Origin of the sequence: Qingrenia yutianensis (genome assembly GCF_014385105.1) — a bacterium.
Classification (GTDB): domain Bacteria; phylum Bacillota; class Clostridia; order UMGS1810; family UMGS1810; genus Qingrenia; species Qingrenia yutianensis.
Genome location: NZ_JACRTE010000015.1, coordinates 18783 through 37074, shown reverse-complemented (window position 1 = coordinate 37074; position 18292 = coordinate 18783). Strand labels below are relative to the sequence as shown.

Sequence of the window (18292 nt, the reverse complement as noted above, 5' to 3'; positions counted from 1 at the left end):
TTGGAGCGTGTTTCAAAATATCCGAAAAGCACACGCTACGGCAGGCAAAACCCCATAACGGAGCGTTGGAACAGCGAGGAGCAGTTGCAAATATGGCGAAAAAACTGGGCGGATATTTCTAATAAATATCTTGAACTTGCAAAATCCGAAAGCCGTATCGACCACCGAAGTCATAAGGCAAGGGGCATTGATGAACAGCCGACAATTTATGAGGGAATTTCCGCAAGGATAATTGAGAAAAAAGGCGGCGTTTCCGAACGGTGTGAATTAAATCGGCAGATTAAAGAGGACAACCATATTTTGCGTGAAATCAAAAAACGGATAAAGAAGCTGACGGAGGCAATCAAACGCACCCTGCCCGCCGCTGCGGAAACACTTGAAAAATTACGCAGTACAATGATTCATTGCCGGTATGTCATAAATTTTGCGGATAAATGGAAAAACGCAAAGACAGCGGAAGCCGCAAGGCTGAAAATTCATTGCGATGATTATTCCGCAATTATTACCGAATTAAAATCAAAAATCAGCAAACGCAAACAGAAACAGGATGAAAAAGCAAAAACACCGCCGATTAAGATTTTCAGACATAAGGAATTAACACAAGCTGTCAATGAATTGTCGGAGCAAATCGAGGAATTGCGTACAAAGAAAAATACAATTTTAGCAAACCTCAATACAAACAATATTCAGACGGTTAAGACTAAACTAAACGATATTCAAAAAGCTGTTCCCGTTATGGAAAGACACTCAAACGAAAGCAAAACAAAACTCGGTAACGCTCAAAAGGAATATGCCGGTTTAAAGGAACAGGCACAGGAATTTGATACGGAAGAATTACAAAATTTGCGTTATGACATCAGAACTGGTATTGAAAGTGAAACAATATCCGAACTGCAAAAAATTTACGGCGGTTCATTTATTCCGAGCATTTATGAAACCGCAAAATCAAACGGTGCAGACCACAGTGCAGCCGCAGGAGGAACCCAATCCCGATACGGTTGTAACCTATGACACACCGATTGAATATCGCGAGGTTAATCTGTCGCCCAAAATTCAAATACGGCTTTTTGACCTTATCGCATATATATGGAGCGCAGGCGTTCTCATATTTTTGCTTGTCGTCATTATAAGCTATTTTAGGTTTTTGTGCCGTAAAAACAAAAATGCGGTCAAGATTTCCGACAACAAGTTATTTTCGGAAGTAAAAAAGGAACTTAAAATCAAAAAGCATATCAGACTGAAAGCGTCATCGGATATAGGCTCGCCTATGCTTGTGGGCGTATTGTTTCCGACTGTACATATTCCATGCATTAAAATTCCCGATGAGAATATGCGTATGGTGCTTTTGCACGAACTGACGCATTATAAGCGAAAGGATTTGCTTGTGAAATGGTTTGCAATTTTGGTAAATGCCGTTCACTGGTTCAATCCGCTTTGCTATCTTGCCTGTGCTGCTTTGAGCGAAGCGTGTGAGGTTTCGTGCGATATGTCGGCGACAAAAAATATGTCCGAAGATGAACAAAAGTTATATATGCAGACAATTCTTAATTTAGTCGAGGAAAGGAGCTAAAAAATGCTTGAAAATTTATACACAACTAAAATGAGTGCAAACAAAAAGATCTTGCAGAACAGGTTTACAAAAATTCGCAGGAAAAGCGGACGGATTTCAAAAATTATGGCGGCGGTGATGTCCTGTGTCATTGCGGTAACAATGCTCGGCGGGGCTGTCGTTATGGCGGCAATGGACGGTTGGGAACTAAACAACGGAATAATTATTGTGAATGGTGAGAAACAAACGATAGATATCAAGCACATTGAAAACTCACGGTATTTGAATACCGACAGTTATTATGTCCCGCTCCGAAAAGTATTTGAAATGCTTGGCTGTAATGTGCATTACAATGTTCCGAAAAGCAATGTGCCCGGTTATATGAAAGGCGAAAAAAGCTTCCCGTCCTATGCTTGGGAGGGACAAGAAAATCTGGTTACTGATTCTGTAACACAGCAAATTTACGGTGCAACCACAGGGGCAAATATAAATATGCCTATTATTGAAATTGTATCTGAAAATGGAGAGAAATGGTATTGTCAGATAGGCAGCGAAAAATACACTAACGCTTGGGCTCCGCCTGTTTTGCTGATTGAAGATACCTCGTATATTTCAATCCGTGCGATTGCCTATTATTTGATACCCGAAAACGAAGATGCTGACTATTCTATTTTGTGGGACGCCGTTGCACACGACACATATTATTTAGGGCGTTTAACCTTTGATGAAGAAACATTAACCCTGACTATTGATACCAATGCCGGAGCCGGAAGCAGAGCACACAAAGACACGCTAAATACGATATTGGAAAACGATGCATTTAGAATTATGCAGAGAATAGAAAGTAGAAATTACTTGGTATGTATGATAGAAAATTATACTCAAGCAAATGCGGAAACTTGTATCTCCATTGATAAGGCAACAGGAAAAATTGCACAGTTAGAAACATTCCCGTCTGATGTTGCTGTTCGCTTGGGATTATCGTTTGAAAATGAAAACACTTTTGTGTTAAAGCAGACAATATTAAATTCCGATGAGCTTCAAGAGATTAGACGATATGATTTAAGCACACCGCAATATAAAGATCCTTTGAAAATGGAATATATAGACTGGAAAGCACAGGAATAACGGGATAAGGAGCTAAAACAATGTTTGAAAATTTATACACAACAAAAATGAGTGCAAATAAAAAGACATTGCAGAACAGATTTACAAAAATCCGTAGGGGAAGCGGTCGGATTTCAAAGATTATGGCGGCGGTAATGTCGATTGCAATAGCCGTTACAATGCTCGGTGCAACTATCGTTATGGCGGCGGTCGGCTCTGACGGCTTGGAGCATTTTACAAAAAACGAAATTTATTATAGGGACGGAATGCAATTTACAATCAATGTTCAAAACAAGTATGTTCCCGATTGGCTAAAAAACAACATTGCAGCAGAAGATGGCAGTATTAAATGCACACTTTCCAGATATGAGATGAGGGAAGCTTCTTCGGGAATTATTCGCAATGTAAACACATTGGGCTTTGTTGGAGGCAAGGGGCAGCAAAAATTAGCGTGGTTGGACGGATATAGTATCGGTTCAGAGATTCATAAACAACTTGACTCTGATAAATATACAGGGTTACAGTTTTTAGGCTGTAAAGACTATAATCCGTTAAGCACAAGTATAGGATATAATTTATACAAAAAGTTAGGGGTTGAACCTACTGACTATGAGTGTACGGCTGCCATATATTTTACATTAAATACAGATAACAGTCTTAAAAACGTATTTATCGGTTTTCCTATGGAAAGGACTTTGAATGAGGATTTAACGTACACCGATACCGGCGAAAGTATGGATTGGCCTGTTGCACAAAATCTTGAAATTATAGGCAATATAGAGGAGTATATAGATGATGAATCTAAAATGATGCGTTACAACGGATATTTCGCTTCTTTTGAAACAAATTATGAAAACCTTGATGTTGAGGGGTACAATATCAAAATAATCAGCGCCGATGGAAACAAAATAACCGTAAATTGCAGCTTGGCCGCCAACAACGCAGAGTGCACGGACATTCTTGTTTTTGACGATAAAATCAAAGATTTTTATTGCTGACAATATAACAAAAACGGCAGAGGTTTGGTTACCCTGCCGTTTTTATGTGCGCTCGAAAAATTACACATCAAAAGAATCATTGTTGAGCCAGGAACAATGATTGCACAAAACACATTTGCCATTAACAATTTCGCTGCGGAATTTTTCTGACAATTTGTTGTCAAAAATGTTTGAAATATCATCAATTTTAACATTGCCTGCGGAAAAATCATAAAAATCGGTGCAATGCATAACCTCGCCGTTCCACGCAATGCATATGTGCTTGAAAGGCGACAGACAATGTCCGTATTTGTTGGGTATCCCGTGCTTTTTGGTTGTAATCTTAAACGGATAATTTTTACTGTCGGCAAGGTTTTTGTTCGTACGGAAAGGAAAATCCGTCACCCATGAATCTACATAAACCGCGTCCTTTGAAAAAACTTTTTTAAAACGGACGCGGTAGTTTTCAACTTCTCGGTTGGTAAGCGCAATCATATCTTGGAGAAAAATTTCGTCGGGATTAAACTTTTCAACCGCACTTGCATAGGCCGAAAACGACTGCACGAGCTCTTTTGTGACAACCGTCATAACCGTGAGTTTCGCATCGGTTTTTAGCGTGTCGATATTGTTGAGAACAGTTTTGAACACTCCTTTTCCTCGGATTTTATCGTGGAGTGCTTCGTCACCGTCGACAGAAAGATAAATGCTTTTAAACCCGCTTTCAAGTGCAGATTTGTGGCGGTTTATCAATGTTCCGTTTGTCACAATTCCGAGCGTAAAGCCATGCTTTTTGAGATAATCTGCAATTTCGTCAAAATAAGGATATGCCAAAGGCTCACCGCCCCAGAGCATAACTGACGGATTTTCGCCCGTTTTTTCTCTGCGGCGGCACAACATATCGGTTGTGTTTTTCCAGTCGGCAAGGCTCATTTCACTGCCCGAAATATTTGAAAAAAATCCTTTTTTGCCCCACTGCCCGCAAAATTCACATCTTAAATTGCAGTTTCTTGTAAGCTGAAAATGAACAAGCTCAAGTTTTTTATCAATTTTCATTGAAATTTTACTCTCCGAAATATTTTTTCTCCATCAGAAGTTTGTCAATTGCCGCAATCTGCGTTTTCATAAGGCTCGGTGAATAAATTCCCTTTTTCTCGGCAATTTTTCCATCCTCCATTGCCTTTGCAATAAAATCGTTGGCGCTATATAAATCGTCAAGCGATTCACGAACGTTAAATCTTCCCGGACTTGTCGGCGCAGGCGGCCAGCGCGAGTCGGATACCCATGCGGACGCAAGGGCTTTCATTGCATTGTTTAAATTTATGTCAAGAGAATTTAAATCTTCTTCCAATTTTTCCGCAACCGCCTTTATGCCGTTAAACACCGCAATGCAAACAGGATCCATAATGCGTGAATATTCGGTATTTGCCCACGCTTTCGCCGTTCCGCCGTGCCACGCAACGCCGTTTTCAATATTGTCAACATACGGATTTTCAATCGTATTGTCAAGCACCTCGCTCGGAAGTGCAAATTCATATCCTGCATCTTTTGCCGCGTCGAGAATTTTTTTAAAACGCTCAACCGATTTCGGTTCTTCCTCAAAAAATCTTGCCTGATTAAACTGTTTAACGTAAAAATATGCACTGGAACCGATATATTCCGCGTCCTCGGCATACGGCATAATAAACGAACCTGTGCGTGCAATTCTCTCTTTCCAGTTTTCAAGCATAGCCTTGATTTCGCCCATATTTATCGGCTCGTCACGAAGTCCCTCGGTCGCGCCCATAAGATACCACAAAAGAAGATTTGCCATACAGTCGGAACGGAAAATCATTTTAAGTCCGTTCGGCGCAGTTGAGGCGTTTGTAATGAATTTCAAAAACTCGTTTTTGTCCTTTATGTATTCTTCGATTTTGAAAAGATGGTTTTTGTTGGAATGACCCGCAACATCGTATTCAAGCCCTGTAGCCTTGCGTATTTCGTCAAACGAGAGCATAAGCGAATCTGCGTCCATAATGAGCGCCTTTAATCCTGCCTCTTTGTATACATCGGGAATGTATCCTGCCCAGCCGCATTCGGGATTCCAGCCGATTTCGGGTCGTTTGCCGGTGTGCTTTTCCCAAACCTCCATAGAATATTTCAAAGAGTCGAGGCACACCTCCTTTGGGATATTTGGAAGCATAAAATGTATGTATGGCGAGCAGACCGGCTCAACCTTGCCCGTTTCGACAAGTTTTCTTAATTTTGCAAGCACCTCGGGTGCTTTTTTTGCCATTTCGTCAATGGTTATACCGCTCGCCTCAAAGCCGATTTTGTAATCGCCGTCTAAAATTAAATCAAACAGTTTTTCGTAGCAGTTTCGCATAACCCATTCGCGCTTTTCGGGCGCAAGCTGAGAATACTGAATGTTTGCGTGCGGTAAAAATATCACTTTCGGTTTGCTCATTTTTCTTTCTCCTTAAATTTTTCTTTTATAAATTCAAAACAGTGTCTGCACCCGATTTCAACATCGGCGGTGTTTTCATATTCAAACAGTGCAGGACCGTCAAAATTTTTGAGAGGTTTCAAAATTTTATCCCAGTCCATATTGCTTTTTCCGCAGTACGACGGCACAAAATTACCCGATTTAAGCTTTACGAAGTCTTTGAAATGCAGATAACACACCTTGTCTTTTATGATTTCGTATATATCTTCGGGATTGTTCACCCCTGCTACATAAAAATTTGCAGGGTCAAAATTAAACTTAATGTCGGGAACGTCCGACATAAGCTTTATGAGTGCATTTTTGTCAATAGTGACGCTCGCAAAGTGTTTAACGCCGTCGGAAAAAACCTTTACACCACCGTGCGTTTCAACAACGGGAACGACATTTTTATCCTTTGCATAACGGTAAATTTCATTAAGACACAAAACCATATTTTCCCATTTTTTGCCCGTCATTTCCGAAACGGGCGTGAACCCTGCAAAAATTCTTAAATACTTAATTCCAAGCTTTCGGCAAATGTCAATAACTTTTTTAACCTTCGGAATATCGTTATCATTGCCGAGCGTAAAATCATTGCCCGTTGCGGCGCACAAAAGCTTTATGCCGTGTTTTTCAAACATAGCCTTTACGTTTTCGATTTCGCTGTCCGATATATCGAGCGGCAAATCGGACGGTGCGTTTGCAATGCCCAGCTCCAGCACCGAAAGGTTCATACCGTGCGTAATTTCAAGCTGTTTTTTAAGCGGAGTTTCTCTGAAACCCCACGCTGCGTTTCCGAAAATCATAATTATTTGCTCCAATCAAACACAATTTTAAATACGTCCTCGCCCTTTTTCGCCTTGTATTCAAATGCCTCTGCACACTTTGAAACGGGCCATATTTCGATTGGCAGTCCGTCGGTATCGAATTTTCCTTCCGAAATCCACTGCAAAACCTGCTCCTTGCAGCCTGCTTTGAGTGCACACGTCATTGTAATTGTGGCATTTTTCACAAACCATCTGTGATAATGGTCAAAAATTATTTTATCGGGATAATCGCCCTGAAGATGAATATGCGCAGGAGTGTCGTCATCCTCCCAGCCTCCGTCTTTTATGTATTTGTGAAGTGTACCCACAACCTCGGGATTTCCCGAACATTCGATAAGCTGGTCTGCCATTTTACCGTTTGTAAATTCGCTTATTTTGTTTACAGCATCATCGGGTGATACAACTAAATCAGCATATTTTTCGGCAATCGAACGTCTGAAGGCGTTGCGTTCAATGCAGATAACTTTAAGCGTCGGCTCGAGTATTTTAAACTCCTGAATTGCCGAAACACCTACCATTCCGGCACCGATAACAACAAATGTTTCGTTTTTGCGAAGATTCATTCGCATAATTCCTTTAAGCGGTACACACGCCAGATATGCTAAAACCGCCTGAATATAGGTAACATTGTCGGGAATTTTTACCATGTAGTCAAATTGGTCGTTTGTGGTATTTGAGTCTTTTATTGTGTATTCGCTGCCGCCGCCCCAAGCAGAGCATACATTGCCGTATTTCCTACATTCGTTAATCATAACCCTGTCGCCGACCTTTAGGCACTGCGCACTTTTCGGAAAATGGCTTAAATCTGCACCCTGTTCTGGAACCTTTACAATAACGCCTGCCGTTTCATATCCCGGAACAAGCGGATAGTAGCACTGTTCGGGGTGCTGCATACCCTTGTACGTCTTCATATCCGTTCCGCTGCTTATGCTGCTGAACATCGTTCTTGCAATAAACGCATCAGGTTTCGGCTCGGTAAGTTTTATTTCTCTTAAATTCGCCTTGTACGGTCTTTCTATTACAACCGCGCGCGAGGTCTTATATTCGTTCATATTTTCACTCCTCAAAATTTTTTACTTATGTAATAATTATACACCGCCGTTTTGATTTTAAACAGTGGTAAGTTTTATATCCCCATCAGCAAAAAAGGGGGATATAAAACTTACCACTTTTAAATAAATTTGGTTGGGTGTATAATTAAGATACAAAACAATACGGAGGTATAAGAAAATGAAAAAAATTGCAAAGGTTATGGGCCTTGCGCTGTGTTTGGCTCTTGCCGCAGGCACGTTTTCGGGCTGCGGAAAAGAAAAGGCGCAAGACGGTATGACTACCGTTACAATGTGGACTGCCGATGGCGGCAGCAAAGCAGTTATGGTGGAGCTTGTTAACGAGTTTAACAAAACAATCGGTAAGGAAAACAATGTAATTCTCGATTACGAGGTTAAAGAGGGCAATTTAAAAGAACAGATTGAGCTTGCGCTCACCACGAATCAGGCACCTGATCTTTTTATAAGCGATGGCATCGATAAATATTCCGAAAACGGAAATATTGCGGCGATAGAGGATTTGCCCGGCGGCAGCGAGCTTGTTAAAAGATATGAGGGACATTTGAATTATTTTACGCATACATATAAGGACAAAACCTACTGTCTGCCGTTTTCAACAAATACATACGGTCTTATTTATAATAAAGAAATGTTTAAGGCTGCGGGAATAGTGGATGAAAAAGGTGAGGCTAAACCGCCAGAAACGTTTGATGAACTGCGTGCGGACGCTAAAAAGCTTACCGATAAATCGAAAAAACAATTCGGTATAATTCTTCCGCTCAAATGGGGCAGCTGGGTTTATCAGGAACTTTCGTGCAACCTTATGTCAAGTTATGGCAGGAGCTATTATAATCCAACAAAAGGAGAGTACGACTACACAATTTTACAAAAACCCATCGAAATGATAATGGACATAAAGGCTGACCAAAGTTTTTATCCCGGAGCGGAAAACATAGACAACGACACCGCAAGGGCAAGATTTGCCGAGGGAGGCATCGGTATGAAATTTGCGGTATCGTGGGATGTAGGTGTTTTAAACGATCAGTTCCCCGCAAAATGCGACTGGGGAGTTGCTCCTCTCCCTGTTGAGGACGTTAACAACAAATATCTCCAACATTCAGGCACAAGCACAGGCCCATATATCAATAAAAAATCGCTTGAAATAAAAGATCCCGAAAAAATTATGGTTGTTTACAAGTGGTATCATAGCGATGAACTTTTGAGAGAACTTTATAAAAAAGGCGCGTATATTCCGTGGAATTACGATATTATAAAAGATGCGAAGATTGAAAATCCCAAAAAAGGATGGACGGAATTTGCTGCTCTTAATGAAATTTCAACCCCTGTACCGCCTACGATTAAAGCGGATACATCGGGTCAAGATACTCTTGCAACAATATTCAACAATGAAATATGGACGGGAAAATCTTCCGCGGGAGATTGCCTCAAGCGTCTTAATAAAATTGCTGCGGACGGCGTTAAGAGATATAAAGAAGTAAATCCCGAATATGATAACAGTTACGCAATTTTGGACAAGTGGGAGATTAAAAGATGAGAACGGCATTGAAAGAAAACAAAAAAGACCGTTTTAAAAAAACGGGTTTTCAAAAACATACGGTAAGCCAGTGCTATGTTTTGCTTTTGCCCGAAATTCTGGGACTTTTGCTTTTCACGCTTTATCCCATGCTTTGGGCTATGAAAAAGTCATGGTTTTTCTATACGGGAACCAAAACTATGCAAAAGTTTGTCGGTTGGGATAATTTTATTGGTGTTTTTAAGGATACAACATATTGGACAACTTGGCTTACTACGCTTAAATTTATGGTGTATAAGCTGCCGTTTGAGCTTCCGCTTGCAATGGTGATTGCCCTTATGCTGAACAAAAAAATAAAGGGCAGCGGGTTTTTCCGTTCGGTATATTATCTTCCGAACGTAATAAGTATAGCAATTATAGGACTTATATTTTCAAATATGTTCGACTATTTCGGATTTATCAATGCAAACCTTATAAAGCTTGGCATAATAGGCAGCGAAATATCGTGGCTTTCCACGACTCGCGGCGCAATGACAGTGCTTATAATCGGGGCAGTGTGGAATACATTCGGCGTAAATGTTATGTATTTTCTTGCGGCGCTCTCAAATGTTCCGGAGGAAATGTATGAGGCGGCAAGGCTGGATGGTGCAGGCAGGTTTACGGTGTTTTTTAAAATAACACTTCCTATGATGGCACCCGTTTTGCAGACAATTATACTCCTTGCGCTCAACGGTTCGTTGCATACAAGCGACTATATTCTCGTGACCACAAACGGTGCGCCCGGCGGCACAACATTTACGGTAATGTCATATATTGTAAACCAGTTTGTGCCGGGATTTGCGTCGAATTCAGTAAACATAGGATATGGGTGTGCAATGTCGCTTATCACATCTGTTTTTATGTGCATATTTGCAATCATATATATGAAATTAAGCAAGCGAATGGAAAATGTTTATTAGGGGGCAGGTACAACAATGAAAAAAGCTTTAAAAAATATACCGATTTACATATTTCTTATAATTGTGCTGTTTATTACACTGCTTCCGATAGTTTACACGGTTTTCGCGTCGTTTAAAACGAATGCCGAAATTCTCACGACACCCGAAACGCTTTTTCCGAGAAATCCTACGTTTGATAACTATATAACCGCTTGGAATTCCGATAGTTTTAGGGTGGGCAGAATGTTGTGGAACAGTACATATTACACAATTTTTTGCGTTATAATAAATCTTTTGACGTCTTCCACCGCAGGCTATGTGTTTGCGCGCGGCGAATTTCCAGGAAAGGGCATACTTTTTGCCGTATTTTCGTCGCTGATGTTTGTATCACTCGGTTCAATAACGATTTATCCGCAGTTTGAAATTTTGGGGAAAATCGGTCTTTCAAATTCGCTTTGGGGACTTATCGTATTAAAGTTTTTCAGTATTGGAATTGTAAACATATACCTTGTGAGAAGTTATGTGCGCACCCTTCCCACCGCATTGGAGGAGTCGGCGTATATTGATGGTTGTTCGTTTATAAAGGCATTTTTTTCGATAATTTTTCCTCTTTTAAAGCCGATTATGGCGACAATCGGAATTTTATCTTTTCAGGCATCGTGGAACGATTATCTTATGCCGACGCTGTTTACGCTTACGCGTCCCGACCAAAGAACACTCATAGTGGGAGTTGCGGCGCTCAAATCTTCAAGTGAGGCGGCGTCCTCGTGGAATTTAATGCTTGCAGGTTCTACAATAGCCCTCATACCGGTTCTTTTTGCATATGCGGTCGCAAATAAATATTTTGTAAAAGGGCTTTCGGCAGGTGCTGTGAAGGGGTAAGGTGAATTATGAAAAAAATTTTTGTGTTATTTACTTTAACGGTATGTATGTTGTTTAACTCATTCTCCGGTTTTGCAGCAGATACTTTTGATAACCATGTTGAAGGTGCAAAAACGGGGTGCGATGGGGCAGATTTATCGATAATTCCGAGCGGAACCGATATTGATGCACTTACAACCACATCGGTAAATCCGTGGATGAAAATGTTTCATCTCACGACACCGGAACAAGCAGCGGCAGGTTATCGCGGCGGAGAATGCGGACAAAAGTGCTTTACAATTACCGCCGCACCGACAAATCCTGATCTTGTGCTTTTGGGGACAGATACCGAAACGGTGTGGCGCAGTGAAGACGGCGGACTTTCGTGGATGCCGTCGGATGAAGGAATACCTCTTGCCGGCACGATTTATATGACATTTTCGCCCGATGACGAACATATTGCGTTCGTGTCGGTTTTAACAAACGAGGGGGGCGCTTCGCAAAAGCCTGAAGCCGGACTTTACAAATCCACCGATGCGGGGAAAAGCTGGAAACAGGTCTTACAGCTTAATTTTCAGCCGAGAGTGTTCAGCAACTGTACCGTTAAGTATTCCGACGCTCTAAAAAACGGTAAACGCAATCTGTATGCCTGCGGAACCCATAGCGGAATGTTCAAGTCGGAGGATGAAGGCGAAACATGGAAGAACATAGGATTAAAAGATGAATATATTGAGGCGATTGATGTTATAGGAAACACGGTTATTGCATGTACACAGAAACATGGGCTTTTGGCATCGTATGACGACGGCGCAAACTGGATTGAGCTTAACAACGGAATAGGCGAAGAAAACGTGCGCGCAATAGCAGCCGACCCTGCGGATGATACACATTGGTTTGCGGTAACTCCCGACAAGCTTTACGAGAGCAAAAATAGTGGGAAGAGCTGGGCGGCTGTATGCACCTATCAGGATGCCGGTTTTAAGGATAAAAAGTTTTTTCGTCTTAACTTTTCACCTGTCCGAGCTGACGGAAAAGCAAGGCTTTACGTGACAAGCTCGTCAATTCAAAATCCTATGAGATACAGCGATGATTACGGTAAAACCTTTAAACGTCCCAATGTTGACAATAACCTTGCCATAATTCGAGATAACTGGGGATATAGCGCCGAACCGTATTTTATACACCCTAAAAATCCTGATTTGATGTGGATTTCGCTGGATGGTCAGATTATGAAATCTAATGACGGCGGTGAAAATCTATTTCCTGCGTCGAGCGGATATTCGGGAATGAGGGCAGCGAATTTCTACTTTGACATCAACGGTGACGAAAACGCTTTTTGGATTACTTGTATTGACCGTTCAAGCATTATGAGTGCATATACGGGAAACGGAGAGAGTTATCCGCTTGTTTATTATATGCCCAATGAGGACAGATTTTCGAATGTGAGATACGGCGGAGCAAAAACCTCAAAATCATTGTCGGTTGACCCCAAAAACCCCAAAAGAATTTTGGAAAATCGCGGAAATTGGGGCGCAAACAGTATTATAAAAGAAAGCCTTGACGGCGGACTCAACTGGCACAATGTTGAAGGTACGCACGGATGCGACACAAGATTTTTGCAGTTTAATCCCGACAATCCGTCAACCGTTTACGCAGGTAACATTGTGTCATATGATGACGGCAATACTTGGGTTGTTCCGCAGTATAAAATTCATGCGATAAGCCCGTTTAACGGAAATATTGTGTATTCCGCAACGGGCGGCTCGCTCAATAAATCCTCCGATGAGGGAAGGACATGGACAACGATTGTGTCGGGACTTCCATCCGGCTTGCAGAGAATGTCGATTGACAAATTCAAGGAAGATAAAGTTTATATCGGAACGGTTTCATCGGGAATATGTGTGGTTGAAAACGGAAAAATACGAATGTTGAATGACAAAAACGGTCTTACGCGGGTGTACGGCAGAGTACCGATATATTCGGTTGCACAAGATCCCGAAAACGAACTTCATCTTGTTGCCGGCGGACTTTATGCAACATACAATTACTGTACACCCGGGCTTTTTGAGTCATACGACGGCGGTGAAACGTTCAGAAGCGTACCGGGAGTGCAGAACGCGGCAGATATTTGGATAATAGAATTCCGTGCGTCCAAAAAACAGGTTTGGATAGGTACATCGGGCGGAACATATGTTTACGAATACGAAAAATTCTTTGACGCAGGCGACACGCTCTACACGGATATAGACGGTTCATATGCGAGAAATGACATAATATCGCTTTACAACAGCGGAATTTACGACAAGTTCACCGACGGAAAATTCAATCCGGACGGCGGAACGAAAAGAGGCGATTTTGCAAGATATATTTCGCGTATGCTCAATCTTAAAAGAGAAAAAAACACCTCGGCATACAGTGACGTCGAGAAAGACAACGTGTCAAACGGCGGATATGATTATACTTATGTTGAAAGTATGTATGACAACGGGCTTTTGGTTATGGCACAGGATAATAAATTTAACCCGGACGAAAACGTTACATACGACGAGCTGGCGGTTATCGCAGGCAGAATATTAAGTTTTAAACATATTGCGGATGGTTTTGAAATGGGAGATGTTCCGGAAAATATTCCTGCATATGCGCGGTATGCATATTCAAAATGCCGTTATTTAAACATTCTGGACGACAAAATTTCATATGAAAGCGGTAAGGCTGCTTCAAATGAGGATATCGCGCACTTTATGTATAATCTGAATATGCTTATAAACAAATAGGGGGGAATGAAAAACAATGAAAAATCACATTGCGGCAATTCTTGCCGGAGCGCTCGTTTTTTCAGCATCGGCGGTATATGCGTCAGGTACTGTTTCGGTGAGCGCCGACCCGAAAACCGAAACGGTGAAGGTTACTGCATTATTTGATAATGACGAAAAAGTTTCGGTAAGTGTGTTTAATGCAAATTTTACCGTCAACGCGGTGGTCAGCCAAAAATACAACGATGAAATGTTTAAACGGGATTTTGACGCATTTTCGGTAAAATCAGACGCCGACAAAAAGTTAAGCATCGATTATGTAAAACAGCTTGCAAAACCGGGTGCATTTTCGTATAAATCTAATGGTGATAAGGGCAGATATGCGGCTTATGCAGTAAGCGAAACGGGAGAAAGCGCCTTCAAGTATTTCACATATATAAAGGAATCGGATTATCCTGCGGTTTTGGAAGAATTCAATCTTTTGAAATCTGCGGCGGAAACCGAGAATTTTATGGCATATTACGAGGATGTTTTCTTTTCGAATCCCAATTACAGTCAGCTTAATGACGAAAGCAGGACTTTGATTGCAAAAGAACTTTTCGGCAGAAAAGAAAACTACAAAAGTGTTGACGAAATTTCGTCTGACTACATTTTGAATGCTGATGTTTTGAAATTTTACGAGCTTAAAGAAACAACTGATGCGGTGAAATTTATTGTGAAAAATGCCGATTTGCTCGGTGTTGCGGATATAGACAAAAACTTTTTATCCGCGAACGATACATATAAATCAAGTATTGCGGAATATATCCGAAAAAAAGGTGCAGAATGCTACAATGGCTGGAGAAAAGTTTTTGCCGAGGCGGCAAATCAATACGGAGCAGGCATCACCGAGCAGGATAGCGGCAACGGCAGCGGAAGCAAAGGTGGTTCGGGAGGCGGAAAAAAGTTTTCAGCACCAAGCAACGAAACAAACAACAACATTTGGACTGTGCAGTCGGTTTGGAACGATATGGATTTGTCGCACTGGGCATATGAAAGTGTGTTAAGACTTAATCAGCGCGGTGTTGTATCAGGTTACGGCAACAAAAATTTTTGTCCGGACAATAATATAACACGAGCGGAATTTTTGAAAATTGTGCTTTCTGCGACAGAAATTGACATTAAAGGCATAGACTGCACGTTTAAAGATGTTTCAAAGGACGATTGGTTTTATTCTTTTGCGGCAACGGCACAGAAAACAGAAATAGCAAACGGAGATTTATACGGAAATTTCAGCCCAAATGATAAAATTTCGCGTCAGGACGCAGTTAAAATTCTGTATAACGCGGCGATGTTTAAAACCTATGCGATGAAAGAAAACAGGGAATATACCGAATTTATTGACGGCGAAAGCATTGCCGATTACGCAAAAACCGCAGTAAAACAAATGTATTGCGCAAATGTTATAAACGGATATTCCGACCAAAGCTTTAAACCGACGGCATATATTACAAGAGCGGAAAGTGCAAAAATGGTATTTTCATTTTTGCAGTCGGCAGTCTGATGAAAGGGGGTAGAATATGAAGAAAATTACGGCAATATTTATTATTTTTGCGGTGCTTGCCGGAACATTTATGTCAGTAACTTTTGCGTCGGCCGAAACAAATATCGACAGTGAAAAAGCCGCACTTTTATCGGCAATAGGTGTTTTTGACTCGGAGAATATTCCCAACGGCGACGAAACGGTATCAAGAGGCGTTTTTTTAAATTATCTTTTAAAGCTTGTCGGCAAAGAAGGTGTGGGTGGAAAGACTACCGTTTTCTGGGACGTCACCGAGAAAAATGAGTTTTTCGGTGCGGTATCCGATGCAAAATCGCTCGGTTTTATAAACGGCAATCCCGATGGGAGCTTTGCGCCTTATTCGTCAATCGACACTTGCGAAGCGGTTGTAATTATGATAAATGCACTCGGCTATGGGCCGCTTGTAAAGCTTAAGGGTAATTATCCTGCGTCTGTTCACTCTGTTGCAAACGAGCTTAAAATTGCAAACGTTTTAAATGAAAACCGCGAAAAGCTTAACTTTTCTGGTATGGTTACACTGTTTTACGACAGTATAAACTGCTATGTGTGCGACACCTCGTCTATGTCGGACAAAACCGTATCTTTCGAAAAAAGCGACAAACAAATGCTCGACTTTTACCGTAATATCAAAAAGTATGAGGGTGAAGCAGAATATACTGATATTGCGCTTTCAACCGAAAAAGGACGTACGGTAAAAATCGACGGAACAAGAATTTTTAACGTTCCCGAAAAATTCGATTCGTATATTGGCTATGATGTTGAACTCTGGGCAGACGAAACGGTCAAACCCGAATTTGTGTATATGTTAAAAACAGCGAGCAACAAAAGCATAACGATAGATTTTGACAATATCGTGCATGTGAACCCGCAGTATATCGAATATGACGATAACTCGAGAACAAAAACCGCAAGGCTTAATTTGTCGACAAGGTTTTATTATAACGGTGTTCCCGTTGATTTTTCAAAGCACAGTTTTGACGATATTTTCGCAAAGGAATACGGAGAGGTTGAACTTGTCAGCAAAAACGGCGGAAGTGGCTGCAACGCGGTGCACATAACCATATACGATACCGTTGCGCTTAAGGGTTTTGATGAAGAAAACGAAATTCTCTACGACCTTAATTCACCGCTTTGCAATGCAGATTTGTCAAAATACGAGTTGTATGAAAAATACAATTCGGACGGCAAACTTTTAAATAAATTTTCGGTTATGTCAGTGCTTACGGTTACAAAAAGTCTTGACAACGAATATGCAAAAATCGTGATGTCGGACAAGACCGTTGAGGGAAAGATTGACGAAATCGACTCGGATGGATACATTTATGTAAACGGCGGTAAACATAAGCTTACTCCCGAACTTAAAAAGCATATAAAAACAAGCGAATATAAGCCGGGAACAAACGGAAAATTTTTACTTGATACAAATGGCAGGGTGGCATATATCGATATCGGTCAGAGCAACAAATACACCTCTGCGTTTATTGTAGGCGTAAACTCCGAGGGTTCGGCGGCGGACAAAATTAAACTGAAACTTTTTACCGCCAATAACGAATATATTAATTTGAACCTTGCGGATTCGGTAAAGATAGACGGCAAAATGTGCAAAAAGAAAAAAGAGATAACCGATGCGCTCGGCTGTACAAATACGGATTTTGTTCCCACTGCGGCGGCATACGGCACGAATGACGGCGGCGAGATAACTTATATCGACACTCCGACTAAAAATATTGCATATGAGGATGACACAACACTTGTGAGAAGATATATCGGTACAAACGAAAATATGCTTTTCTACAAGAGTTCATCGAATATAAATTACCGCCACGCTTTCGGCGGCAAATTTATCACAGGAAATGATGATTTTTTCGTGCTGATAAATGAGCAGCGAGACTGGGACGATCTTTCAACGGTAACAGGACTTACCGATGATAAATCATATAAGGTTGATATCTGGTCGTTTTCGCCTGACTCACCATTTGGAAGCATTGTGCTCGTTGAGGGGGCAAAGGAAAAAGAGGTCAACAAAAATGTGTATCTTTTTGCGGGAATTAAAAAGGTTACGGACAGCAGCGAAAAATATGCGTATCTGAACAGAATAGATTGCTACAGGGGCGGTGCGCAAACAACGCTTTATGTTCCTTCGGATTCAGACAATATATTTGACAGTGTAGTATCGGACAATTCAAAAACCAATCTTACGGCAGAGGAAGCAAAGAAGTGCGAAAATCTTAAATCGGGCGATTTGTTCAGGGTGGGACTTGACTCTCAAGGATACGTTGCGAAGATAGAAAAGCTTTATGACTACAATAATAAATTATTTTTAAATCCTGTTGCAAATGCAGCAAACAAAAATCAAAACTCGGCATTTGAGAGCAATTCATCAAACAGACTGCTTGTGGGAGATGTTTATCTTACGGAAAACGGTTATGCAAGATTTTCTACAACGGATCTTGATTTGACTGATCCCTATTTGGAGGAAAAGCTTGAATCCATATATGCGGTTGGCTATATGTACAGTGTTGATAACAATGGAAATATCACAATGTCAAAGGCTGATGCATCAAGTGCAATTTTAGGTAAAAAATACGGTGAAGATATAAAAATATTTGTTCAGGCAGAATATACAAGACCTCAAAATATTTATTATATAAAAAATAATTAAAATTTTAAAAGTT

Annotated in this window: 14 protein-coding genes; 10 read left to right on the top strand and 4 right to left on the bottom strand. The window is 41.0% G+C overall.

What is annotated here, in order from left to right:
* The 4 genes from H8706_RS09835 to H8706_RS09820 form a co-directional block, all read left to right on the top strand.
* Window positions 1-1011 (top strand): MobA/MobL family protein (locus tag H8706_RS09835; RefSeq protein ID WP_262432478.1); only part of this gene is annotated, 1011 nt, incomplete at its 5' end.
* Window positions 965-1570, top strand: coding sequence for a M56 family metallopeptidase (locus H8706_RS09830; protein ID WP_262432477.1), 606 nt, complete (start codon window positions 965-967; stop codon window positions 1568-1570). The genes H8706_RS09835 and H8706_RS09830, both read left to right, overlap by 47 nt.
* Window positions 1571-1675: 105 nt before the next feature.
* Window positions 1676-2677, top strand: a complete 1002-nt coding sequence (locus tag H8706_RS09825; RefSeq protein WP_262432476.1) for a hypothetical protein — start codon at window positions 1676-1678, stop codon at window positions 2675-2677.
* Between the two features lie 20 nt (window positions 2678-2697).
* On the top strand, window positions 2698-3654 hold the full coding sequence (locus H8706_RS09820; protein ID WP_262432475.1) for a hypothetical protein: 957 nt from the start codon (window positions 2698-2700) through the stop codon (window positions 3652-3654).
* A 60-nt stretch (window positions 3655-3714) separates the two neighbouring features.
* Here the strand turns inward: H8706_RS09820 and H8706_RS09815 are convergent, their stop codons facing one another.
* From H8706_RS09815 to H8706_RS09800, 4 genes are read right to left on the bottom strand one after another with little or no spacing between them, the layout of a single operon-like run.
* A complete protein-coding gene (locus H8706_RS09815; RefSeq protein ID WP_262432474.1) occupies window positions 3715-4686 on the bottom strand; it encodes a radical SAM protein in 972 nt (323 codons plus the stop codon).
* Between the two features lie 7 nt (window positions 4687-4693).
* Window positions 4694-6076 (bottom strand): glycoside hydrolase family 38 N-terminal domain-containing protein, encoded by a 1383-nt coding sequence (locus H8706_RS09810; protein WP_262432473.1) that lies wholly within the window; start codon window positions 6074-6076, stop codon window positions 4694-4696.
* Window positions 6073-6900, bottom strand: a complete 828-nt coding sequence (locus tag H8706_RS09805; protein ID WP_262432472.1) for a sugar phosphate isomerase/epimerase family protein — start codon at window positions 6898-6900, stop codon at window positions 6073-6075. Before H8706_RS09805 ends, H8706_RS09810 begins: the two co-directional genes overlap by 4 nt.
* Before the next feature lie 2 nt (window positions 6901-6902).
* Window positions 6903-7973, bottom strand: coding sequence for a zinc-dependent alcohol dehydrogenase (locus tag H8706_RS09800; protein WP_262432471.1), 1071 nt, complete (start codon window positions 7971-7973; stop codon window positions 6903-6905).
* A 178-nt stretch (window positions 7974-8151) separates the two neighbouring features.
* Here H8706_RS09800 and H8706_RS09795 point away from each other — a divergent pair, with 178 nt between their 5' ends.
* Genes H8706_RS09795 through H8706_RS09770 form a run of 6 tightly spaced genes read left to right on the top strand, consistent with a single transcriptional unit; the run spans window position 8152 to window position 18279 of the window.
* Window positions 8152-9525, top strand: a complete 1374-nt coding sequence (locus H8706_RS09795; RefSeq protein WP_262432470.1) for an ABC transporter substrate-binding protein — start codon at window positions 8152-8154, stop codon at window positions 9523-9525.
* Window positions 9522-10463, top strand: coding sequence for a carbohydrate ABC transporter permease (locus H8706_RS09790; protein WP_262432469.1), 942 nt, complete (start codon window positions 9522-9524; stop codon window positions 10461-10463). Before H8706_RS09795 ends, H8706_RS09790 begins: the two co-directional genes overlap by 4 nt.
* Window positions 10464-10478: 15 nt before the next feature.
* Complete coding sequence (locus H8706_RS09785; protein ID WP_262432468.1) at window positions 10479-11324, top strand: carbohydrate ABC transporter permease; 846 nt, start codon at window positions 10479-10481, stop codon at window positions 11322-11324.
* An 8-nt stretch (window positions 11325-11332) separates the two neighbouring features.
* On the top strand, window positions 11333-14077 hold the full coding sequence (locus tag H8706_RS09780; RefSeq protein WP_262432467.1) for a WD40/YVTN/BNR-like repeat-containing protein: 2745 nt from the start codon (window positions 11333-11335) through the stop codon (window positions 14075-14077).
* Window positions 14078-14093: 16 nt separating this feature from the next.
* The gene (locus tag H8706_RS09775; protein ID WP_262432466.1) at window positions 14094-15599 is read left to right on the top strand and encodes an S-layer homology domain-containing protein; all 1506 of its coding nucleotides are present in this window, start codon (window positions 14094-14096) and stop codon (window positions 15597-15599) included.
* A 16-nt stretch (window positions 15600-15615) separates the two neighbouring features.
* Entirely contained in the window at window positions 15616-18279 is a 2664-nt protein-coding gene (locus H8706_RS09770) for an S-layer homology domain-containing protein (RefSeq protein WP_262432465.1), read from the top strand.
* Window positions 18280-18292 lie beyond the last annotated feature (13 nt).